We start from the raw sequence: 9,695 nt of genomic DNA on the forward strand, positions 1-9,695 counted from the left end.
CGTACTTCATAGGACGGATACGTTGTCTCGTTCGCTTTCAGGTTTTTCTAACTCAGTGTAATGTACTGTACCTGTCATCTCATATGTCGTATGGTTTTCGAGATTAATCTTTTCTCCAGTATTATCAACAACGTAAAAATCTTTAAGTGAGTATTTTTTTGGTCCATTGGAATCTCAAATAACACGTTATTCTTATTCGTTCCAATAGGAAGAATAACACTGGTTGCAGTAAATTTTTCCGAGCTGAATGCGCTGGATTTTACAACGAAATTCATCGGTATGAACGTTGATTTACCTGATGAGAAAGTAAATAGGGGAGCATGAAATTCACCAATTAATGTTATAGATTTATCCTCATTGTCATAATTGGATTCCATTGCTTTAATGGTATCGATGGATGAACCATTGCAAGAGGATAGGGATATAAGACCGAGTGATGCTAACAGCAGAGCTGGTATTTTTATTTTTGTTGCCATATAGCGTTTTATTATTGTATGGTTAGTTCTCTGTTTTTATAAAAATACAATGTTATTGAATAAATTTTGAACAGCATTTTAAATTAGTTAAAGATGAATTTAAATTCGTTATAAGATGGGCTTCTATGTAAAAGAGGGTGATTGTGAAGGAGTGTATAAAAAAGGAAGTATTCAACTATGACACTTCCTTTTTTATGATATTAAATCAATGAGAACCATTTTTGGTAAAGATGTCCGATAAATGGCAACTCTTTTTCTTCTCCTTTAACAGCACTTAGGATACCTAAAACAAGCATCACAAGAATAGCAATTCCGATGACAGATACTAAAATATTACCAACCATGGGAATAAATCTTAAAATGCCGGCAACTAGTGCAGTAACGGTTATTCCGATACTTTGGCGAATATGAAATCTTCCTAAATTGGTCGCATTTTTACTATTCATAACAAGTGCGGCGACAAGGCCGATGATGGTTAAATAGGCTATTATTGCAACTGTCTTTCCATTGTTTGTGTCTGCCGAAAACTTTTTATACTCTCTCATAACTAATTATTTTATTTTCTCCAAATTTAGAAGCTTTGCCTTTTTGAAACTATAGCCGAAATTGGGGGTATTTATAATACGAGAATAGTATTGGGATTAAAATGATCTCAATAACCTAGAAAGTCGGCACTGTATAATGAAAAGAGTTGGTTAGACCAATATTTAATTCTTTTGATGAAATGTTCAGTACTATTTTTGGTTAATCACTATTCACGCTCCAATAGAAAACATCGCGATATAAACCTTTTTATGATGTAATCGATATCAACGAGATGAATCAAGGTATGGTTTGTTAATTATCAAAATCTAAAGCTTATATCTTAGATTTTGATAATTATTTTTTGAAAGGTGAAATTTTGATCACATAACAGCGGCTGTACTGTGTATCGTTAGCTATGATCATTATACAGTGTAATAGACATGTAAATCGGTCTTGAATAACATAAATAGATCTGTTGTAGCTATTTCAATTATTAAAAAAACTATTTTGATCATTCTTATTGATTTATTGCTGGTATAGCGGTAATGGTTTTTGTTGTAGCTAAATTGATCAACAGATTTAGCCTGTCTTTGTATGTCTGCGAAATTTCTCCACTTATGTTCGGATCAAATAATTCTTTTTTTGAAATTGGCACACTGTAAGGAAGTGGCCATGCCCGGAGTGATTTGGCGATAGCATCCATGGTATTGATTCCTTGCATCGCTTGTACCCCATCTGCCCAACATACTAGAGCCACTGTTTTATCTGTTAGGTATGGATTATTTTTCTTAGCACTTACCTCTAGCCAGTCTAAACAGTTTTTCATGACCCCAGGGATGCTTCCATGGTATAATGGAGCTAACCAGAAGTGTATATCGGCCTCCCGAAACAGGTTGTTCATAACCTGTACACCATTAGGTATTCTGGTCAATGTACAGTCGAATAGCGGAATACCACTATCTGCAAGGTCAAATATGTGATTTTCAATGCCGAAATTTTCTAATCCTGATTTTATGTATCTGGATAATAGGTTTGAGGTAGAAGATGATCTTCGTTCTAATGCTCCGTTAAATATTATTGCTTTCATAGCGCTTATTTTATTATTTAAAAATGACTTTAGGCAGACCGATTTCACCATACATAAGTGTTCTTACAATAGGTTTTAAACGTTGAGTTGCTAACATATAGAGTGCGGGATGTAAATCAGGCCGTGCGCGGAGGACTACTTTTTGATTTTTAAATGATGAGATAGATGCATTTTCAATATTTGATTTCCACAGTTCTAATTTCATAGAATCAACATCTATGAAATCAAAATGAGCGGCATGAGGTTGTAGTTTATCGGCTATAATCATATATACCCAGGGTGGAATAATGGCATCAGCTGAACAGTACACTGCAACTGTTTTTGCCACAAATACGGAAAAATCAATTTCTGAAATAGCTATTTTGAATTCTTTCTCTTTTACAATCATGCCCATAAAAGTAGGTTTTTAATATCAAATTCTGCTATTTCATCTGCTGGCATAAAGTCCAGCAGATCGAAAGCGATTATGCCAGATGCAGTTACTTTATTTATAAATTGTTCCTCTGCCATTTTGCGTTTATTTATAGATGGTTGCACTAATTTAAATTGTTGAAAGAGCCTCTTCGTATTTTTTTTCAACAGCAGCCCAGTCTAATACTGACCAGAAAGCATCTAGATAATCGGCTCTTTTGTTTTGATATTTGAGGTAATAGGCATGTTCCCAAATATCCACCCCTAGTATAGGCAATCCTCGATTTTTTACATTAATATCCATCAGTGGATTATCTTGATTTGGCGTACTGCTAATCGCTAGCGCACCACTGTAGGAAACAAATAACCAAGCCCAGCCTGAACCAAACTGTCCTAATCCTAGTTTTTTAATTTCTTCTTTAAGTTGATCAAGACTACCAAAGCTCCGGTTGATGGCCTCGACCAATCTTCCTTCAGGAGTAGTTTTTGCTGTGGGTGAAAGGATACTCCAGAAAAGGGAGTGATTATAATGACCGCCTCCATTATTACGCACCGCTGGACTGTATTTACTGATATGTTTAATTAAATCAGGAAGTTCCAGGTTTTTGATGTCGTCTTGTTCAAGTGCCTTGTTTAAATTATCCACATATGCTTGATGATGGCGACTATGGTGGATGGTCATAGTCTGGGTGTCAAGTGTGGCTCTAGTGCTTCGTAGGTATAGAGAAGGGCAGGGAGTTCAAATTTGCTCATAGTATAACTGTTTTAATTAAATCCTTGAACAAATTTAAAGAGATTAACTTAATAAAGCAAGTTTAATCTTGTTTTATTATGGGGCTAGAAATTATGTTGATATAGGCTTCAATTTGGCACGTAAAAATTACAGCTTGTTGAGCAGCGAAGAAGAATTGCAACGATGTACCTATAGAAAAACTGTTCTTAAATTCAAGTATGGGTGCTCATGGCACGGAATATTCGGAGTTTAAAATCTTGAGGAAAGCAAATTTAAACGACAGTTTTTAGATATTATTAAAGGTATAATGTTTTATTTATCTTAATATAGATTGCTAAGTATAGTTCAATAGATTTGGATTCACATTAAATTTAGTTGTTTTAGTCTATCAAAAGTTTCTGGGAATGATATTACTTGTTTAGCACTTGCTTTGGAAAAAATAAAGTTAAATATTTTTTTCAAAGCAAATGCTACTTGCGATACCTGTATATTGACCATAGTTTGGAATTATAGTAAATGCATGTTTTTTATATAAACCAATGGCTTCAATCATCTTATTACCGGTTTCTAAAATACATCGTTTATAATCCAATTCTTTTGCCCAATGCTCCAATTCTTTTAATATTGTGCCGGCAATTCCATTTCCTCTTTGTCCAATAGAAACAAACATACGTTTAATCTCGATCGTGCTTTCCTCATATTCTTTTAATGCACCACACCCCACAGGTTCGTCATTTATATAAACAATGACAACATGCTTAATCAATTCTATTTTGTTGTACTGCGCAAAAAATCATTTATATCACCATTTTTAATAGCGAGATCTTGGTCTAATTGGATTGTTAGAGTTTTAAAATCTTGATGATCTGAATTTGTTCTTAATATGCTCCACATATGCTTGCTTATAATCTATAAATAACTATTATTTTCCTTGTAAATCTAAGTTCTTAGTCTTTTAACTTATTTTAATGGTAAATTCCATCGCTTTTTTAGGCCGTATTGTAGTTGATATATAGCCGTTTTCAGGCTTTCTGATATAATCCAGATAGTCCTGCATAGAAGGCTGAAAGCCCTGGACATCATCGACTATAATAACTGCACCCTTTTTTAGATTTGGTTCCAATAACTTGAAAATAGGAAAAACAAGATCCGGCCATCCGTCAAGCAGTACAAAATCAATAGGTTCGTTTATGTTTCTTAAAGTTTCTCTAGCATCGCCTCCCATATGTCTGCGTACTCGGATAATCCTGCTTCTTCAATATTTTGTCGCGCTATTTTGACTTTATGCGGCATATATTCTGTGGATATCACTTTTCCACCATTGTCTTTTGCCGCTTTTGCAAGGTAGATCGTTGAAATCCCAAAAGAAGTTCCGAATTCGACAATGTTTTTGGCATTTAATGCCCTAGCCTGCATATATAAAAATGTACCTTGGTAAGGCAATATGGGGATATATTTGTCATCATAAAAAGATTCTTTTTCCATTTTCCAATCAATTCCTTTTCCAAACATTTTGAATGCTTTTGGTAGGAAATGAAATACCATTGACCATCCTTGTTTCAATGCTTCTGTATATAGTCTGGAAAGTGTGGCTTCTATTTTTGAATCATCTAAAAAAGCGAATAATTCCGGTTTTACTTTAGGCATATTATTTTGGTTAAGCGTAAATATTGTTTTTCACTTAATGAAGCAGATTTCTTTAAAAGCTAACTTTGATTTCTATACGTTTTTACGGAAATTTGTGCTCCGCTTGCTCATAGACATATTAAAGGTAGTTATTTTTATGACATGCGTTTACCTTATAAATTAATGCTAAATTGATTGAATTCGTTAATGTCGTGATAACCAAAAACTTTTATTTCAGGATTTTGAGCGACAAACTGACGTATGTTGTTTAATGTTGCTATTCTGAGCTCATTATTGTCGGCTCTATTTTCCGCGAGCTTACACACCGGATGAGTATCATCCTTTAACTCCTCTCGAAGATAATAGGCATCTGCAACGTAAAAAAGGCTACTCGGATCAAGATCTATTGCTATCCCGCAATGACCGTGGCTATGTCCAAACAAAGGATGAACGATAAGCCTATTGAACCGACGTTGATGGGTCTGGATTCAAGCCCGTACCAATTACTTTCTGATGGCCCATAAGTTACGATCTTTGGATTATGGAGCAAGGGTGTTTGCAGATATCTTGGGTTTCCAGAGTTGAAATTAATATATTCTTCTAAACCTACATGAACTGTTGCGTTCGGAAAGTCGGGAAGACCTCCAATATGATCGTTGTCCAAATGTGATATAATACAATCGGTAACTCTTGAAGGATCTAAACCTAGCTTTTCGATTTGACGAATAGCAGTTTGAGATTCGTCAAACCGGTAGCCAACCATTTCAATAGCTTCTTTACCAATCCGTTCGATAGGATTTTGTATGTCAACTAATCCAATTCCTGTATCGATCATTATGAGTCTATTTTTAGTTTCCAATAATAGGCAGTGACCTATAGCCCTAAGATCCATTGGAGACTGGATTTCTACACAATTTAGATGATGTATTTTTATTTTTTCCATTATGAGTTGTTCTATAAGACAAAGAAAAGGTCCCTGTTGTTGGTATCATAGAACTGTAGCGACATTATTGTTAATGTTTCATAATACGCAGTGGGCCTATATCTTCAATTTTGTCAGTTTCATAAGTATTTTTGGGCAATTGTAATTCTAAAAATTCTTTTGGAGAAAAGCTGGAAAATAATTTAAATTCTCTACTAAAATGTCAGTGATCTGCATATCCAAGTTTATATGCAATATCACTTAGTCTATTGTACTGCCCGTTTTTTAATAACTGGAGGGATTTCTGAAATTTAACAATTCTGAAATATGATTCAGGACTGACACCTACTTCTTCTTTGAATTTACGCTGAAATTGCCTTCTGGATAGACAATATTGCTGAGCCAATAAAGCGGAATCAATGTGACTTTCACAATTACGGATTCTATGGACACTTTCTTGGATGATGTGCTCCTTTTTTGCCCGTAAGAGCTTTTGATAAATTTCTTGACTGAATAACTCAACAAGATGCTGGACAGATCTAGCTTCTAATAATGTTTCGGTGAAGGTTTTTGAAAAAAAATATTCATATCCACCAGTGAATCGGTCAGTTCGTAACTGTTAATCGAAAATAATTGTTTGACTGTGGCAGGTTGAAAACTGACGCCAAAGATGCTAGATTGTCCATGTATGAAGTTGGTACAAGGGCTGGCGCTCTTTTGACCGTACATAAAAGTAATGGGTAGCGGGACAGTATCCCTATATAAGTTTGAATTTCCGTTGTTATGCTGAAAAATTATACCAGGTGCTCCGTCAGCAAAGATTTTATAGGATTCAATAGCGGAAGAGGAATTAGGGACAACAGTGTGCCAGAATTCATAAATTACACTTCTTAGATCCGGTGGAGGTTGTATTTTTGATATTTTCATATTTTGACCTTTAAAATGAATTTGTTGTATTATGCATGGGCAAAAAGCATTTTAATATTGTCTATGCAATTCTACACTAACCAAATCTGAAATAAGGGGTGTTACAAGTAAATCACCCCTGTGATAATTATTTAACTAAGATAGTTATTGCATTCGTTTTTATCATTTTCCACTTTCATTTTCCTCATGTCTTTCTGTGGCCGATTTATCTTCTGCTACACCAGATTTCCAGTAGGAGTACGCATAAAGTTCTTCTTGTTTCCAGCCTTTTTCTTTTCGTAAATAATGACGTATTTCTTTCACAGAAGAAAATTCTGCCGCTACATAACCCGAGCGGGAGTGCTCTGGAAGTAATTGTTGTTTAACAACTGCTGCTATGTTACTGCCTAATTGAGGACTGGAGTTGTAGAGCCAAATAAATTTGATATCCGCTTTGGTCGATAATTGCTGTTCATCCTCTTTGCTGTGTACTTCGATGATACAGATACCTTTAGCTGTCTCGGGCAGATCCTCTAATATTGCTCCAAGTACCGGAATGGCAGTTGCATCACCTACTAAGAGATAGTTCGCTGCTTTACCGTATAATTCACTTTTACCATCTTTCATTAAAACACCCAGTAGATCACCTTTTTGAGCATGAATGGCCCAAGAAGATGCAGGTCCTTCATCACCATGTGCAACAAAGTCAATATAAATTTCTTTTTTTTGAAGATTGATACCCCTATGTGTGTAGGTTCGAACTATAGGGCGAATCTCATCGGGTTGGGGTTTCCACTGCTTTTTGTCATAATCAAATTCTGGAAAATAAACAGTGCCGATCCCCGCGGGAGGTATAAGTATCTTGTTATTGACTCCGATTGTCGTATTACTGAATGATGGAACACTTTTGCCCGTGAGGTATATGCGAATATAATGCGGTGTAATATATGCTTTACGGTTTACGGTTAATGTAGCCTTTAGGGGTTTGAAATTTTGTTTACTCATTTTATACGTTTGATTAACTTATTTGCTCAATGGTCTCTTGAAAATCTGCAACGTGATTATTCATTTTGCGCATCTGCATTTGATGGGAATGATGATAAGCCGAGCGTTGCATATTCAATCTTACTATTAAGAATAATTCTAAATAATTTATATATTTGTGCAAATATAAGAAGTTAATTACCCTAAAAAGGTCTGTGAAAAGGAATAAAAGATCCGCGAGAAGGAGAAACTGAATCAAAATTTAACATATAATGACGCTACGATTGTACAATACCGATATCTCTAATTTGCTTTTGGAAAAAGAGTATCCGGATGTTTTACCTGCATCGGATGGTGGAATACAGGAATATACAACTCATCTCGAACTTCCAATCGGAAAGGGATGTTACCGTGAAATATATTTTGAGGGAGTACATATTGGTTTTGGTGATGCTATTTTGTCCAACAATCTAATGCTGTACTTTGAAAGTGATTTTGAAACAGTAGAGATGCATTTTGCTCTAAAAGGTAAAAGTACTGCGATCACAGAGCATTTTAAAAAAGAGGTAAGTTTTGATTCTCACCAACATAATATCATATATGCCAACCAGCTAAATGGGAAGATGAAATGGGAAAGTGATGTTTTTCAGTTATTTGAGATTAATTTGGCGCCGTCATTCTTTAAAAGATTTCTTCCGGAGGATACTCTTTTATTCGACAGATTTCGAAATGCAATTGAAAAGGGATATTCAGAGACAATAAATGTTGAAAATAATCGAATTAGTCGTCAGATGTATGAGATTATAGATGACATTATGAACTGTCAGAGAAAAAATGTTTTTAAAAGAATGTTTCTCGAGGCAAAGGTAATTGAGCTCCTATTGTTGCAGTTTGAACAACTGAGCGAAGTGGCTCACATCCATGTTTCTTTAAGAAAGGAAGATATTCATAAAGTGTACGCGGTACGGGAGTTTATTATGAATAATCTCAATAATGCTTGTTCATTGATTGAGTTGGCACATCATGTGGGTACAAATGAGTTTACACTTAAAAAGGGTTTTAAAGAGTTGTTTGGAACAACAGTTTTTGGATTTTGGACGGATGCCAAAATGAATCAGGCTAAACTGATGATCACCGAGCAGGATATGAGTATCAGTGAGGTTTCTGACAGTATAGGATATAAAAATCCACGTCATTTCTCTGCAGCTTTTAAAAGAAAATTTGGTGTTATCCCGAGCCAGTTTAAAAAGTAATCTACATCGATCTCATTTTTAGATAAATACCATTCTTACATAATGTGCTTAATTTATTCACTATTGTTAATCGTAAATAAAGGTTTAGCTTACAAATATATAAAGCTCTGTTATAGTTTCTTGTTATTTATTCTGTACCGCGGCTTGTCTTCTTCATTAATATTCTAGCTTTTCTTAATTGCATCGTGCATGATGGAGTAATTTGGCATTATATAAAATCCATCCGCCTATCATTCCGATGACGCTTCCGATAAAAATATCGATCATACGTGCAAAAAAGATCTCGTTGGTGTCTTGAGTTAACTGTTTACCAGATTCGGAGAGGAAAATAGTTAGGATCGTAATAAAAACAACTGCAATTGCATAATTCCTTACGACTAAGAATTCTACGATGACTTGCAATAGAGTAATACTGATGACCATAATAAGTGGCGTTGGGTTTCCTGACGCAATTAGCCAGGTAATGCCGAGGCCAACTAATGTTCCTGTTATTCGCTGTGTTGCTCTGAGCCAAATATGCTTAGAACTGCTTCCCTGCATTACCGCTAAGCAAGAGATGGGGATCCAATATGGTTTTTCAATGTTTAACGAAAATGCTACAGCTAAGGAGAAAGCATGATGAGTCCAAAAATGAGAGATTCTACAATATTGAGATAACTCGATTTACGATGAATGCTATTTTCGGGCTGATTATTCTTTTTTAGAGTCAGTAAGCTATATATTAAGCCGATACCACAGGTTAATATGGTTCCCATTGCAACGTAACCAATTT

At 35.1% G+C, this 9,695-nt stretch carries 13 protein-coding genes and 1 pseudogene; 1 reads left to right on the plus strand and 13 read right to left on the minus strand.

Going from position 1 to position 9,695, the window contains the following annotated elements:
* Positions 1-74: 74 nt before the first annotated feature.
* The 12 genes and pseudogenes from L950_RS22255 to L950_RS22300 all read right to left on the minus strand — a co-directional run bounded on the left by L950_RS22255 (position 75) and on the right by L950_RS22300 (position 7,691).
* Positions 75-476 carry a hypothetical protein gene (locus tag L950_RS22255; protein ID WP_231577790.1) on the minus strand — a complete coding sequence of 134 codons (402 nt, stop codon included), beginning with the start codon at positions 474-476 and terminating at the stop codon, positions 75-77.
* A 200-nt stretch (positions 477-676) separates the two neighbouring features.
* A complete protein-coding gene (locus L950_RS22260) occupies positions 677-1,021 on the minus strand; it encodes a DUF4870 domain-containing protein (protein WP_021192312.1) in 345 nt (114 codons plus the stop codon).
* Positions 1,022-1,518: 497 nt separating this feature from the next.
* On the minus strand, positions 1,519-2,088 hold the full coding sequence (locus L950_RS22265) for an NADPH-dependent FMN reductase (RefSeq protein WP_021192313.1): 570 nt from the start codon (positions 2,086-2,088) through the stop codon (positions 1,519-1,521).
* A gap of 13 nt (positions 2,089-2,101) precedes the next feature.
* Positions 2,102-2,598, minus strand: a pseudogene (locus L950_RS22270) (DUF2480 family protein).
* A gap of 31 nt (positions 2,599-2,629) precedes the next feature.
* Complete coding sequence (locus tag L950_RS22275; protein WP_021192316.1) at positions 2,630-3,181, minus strand: superoxide dismutase; 552 nt, start codon at positions 3,179-3,181, stop codon at positions 2,630-2,632.
* 496 nt (positions 3,182-3,677) lie between these two features.
* Positions 3,678-3,998 carry a GNAT family N-acetyltransferase gene (locus tag L950_RS22280; protein WP_021192317.1) on the minus strand — a complete coding sequence of 107 codons (321 nt, stop codon included), beginning with the start codon at positions 3,996-3,998 and terminating at the stop codon, positions 3,678-3,680.
* Positions 3,999-4,187: 189 nt separating this feature from the next.
* Positions 4,188-4,457 carry a hypothetical protein gene (locus L950_RS31010; RefSeq protein ID WP_197086637.1) on the minus strand — a complete coding sequence of 90 codons (270 nt, stop codon included), beginning with the start codon at positions 4,455-4,457 and terminating at the stop codon, positions 4,188-4,190.
* Positions 4,430-4,879 carry an O-methyltransferase gene (locus L950_RS22285; RefSeq protein ID WP_197086638.1) on the minus strand — a complete coding sequence of 150 codons (450 nt, stop codon included), beginning with the start codon at positions 4,877-4,879 and terminating at the stop codon, positions 4,430-4,432. The genes L950_RS31010 and L950_RS22285 overlap by 28 nt, the downstream gene beginning before the upstream one ends.
* A gap of 388 nt (positions 4,880-5,267) precedes the next feature.
* Positions 5,268-5,801 (minus strand): MBL fold metallo-hydrolase, encoded by a 534-nt coding sequence (locus tag L950_RS22290; protein WP_231577791.1) that lies wholly within the window; start codon positions 5,799-5,801, stop codon positions 5,268-5,270.
* A 202-nt stretch (positions 5,802-6,003) separates the two neighbouring features.
* Positions 6,004-6,186 (minus strand): helix-turn-helix domain-containing protein, encoded by a 183-nt coding sequence (locus L950_RS37575; protein WP_031289772.1) that lies wholly within the window; start codon positions 6,184-6,186, stop codon positions 6,004-6,006.
* Between the two features lie 140 nt (positions 6,187-6,326).
* Positions 6,327-6,707, minus strand: coding sequence for a DUF6597 domain-containing transcriptional factor (locus L950_RS37580; protein ID WP_021192319.1), 381 nt, complete (start codon positions 6,705-6,707; stop codon positions 6,327-6,329).
* A 162-nt stretch (positions 6,708-6,869) separates the two neighbouring features.
* Complete coding sequence (locus L950_RS22300; protein ID WP_021192320.1) at positions 6,870-7,691, minus strand: siderophore-interacting protein; 822 nt, start codon at positions 7,689-7,691, stop codon at positions 6,870-6,872.
* A gap of 251 nt (positions 7,692-7,942) precedes the next feature.
* Between L950_RS22300 and L950_RS22305 the strand changes: the two genes are divergently transcribed.
* Positions 7,943-8,923: a helix-turn-helix transcriptional regulator gene (locus L950_RS22305; protein WP_031289774.1), complete on the plus strand. Its 981-nt coding sequence runs from the start codon at positions 7,943-7,945 to the stop codon at positions 8,921-8,923.
* A gap of 174 nt (positions 8,924-9,097) precedes the next feature.
* Here L950_RS22305 and L950_RS28155 read toward each other — a convergent pair whose 3' ends face one another.
* Complete coding sequence (locus L950_RS28155) at positions 9,098-9,586, minus strand: FUSC family protein (RefSeq protein ID WP_084825524.1); 489 nt, start codon at positions 9,584-9,586, stop codon at positions 9,098-9,100.
* Between the last annotated feature and the right edge of the window lie 109 nt (positions 9,587-9,695).

The organism is Sphingobacterium sp. IITKGP-BTPF85 (assembly GCF_001006065.1).
GTDB classification, from domain to species: Bacteria; Bacteroidota; Bacteroidia; order Sphingobacteriales; family Sphingobacteriaceae; genus Sphingobacterium; species Sphingobacterium anhuiense.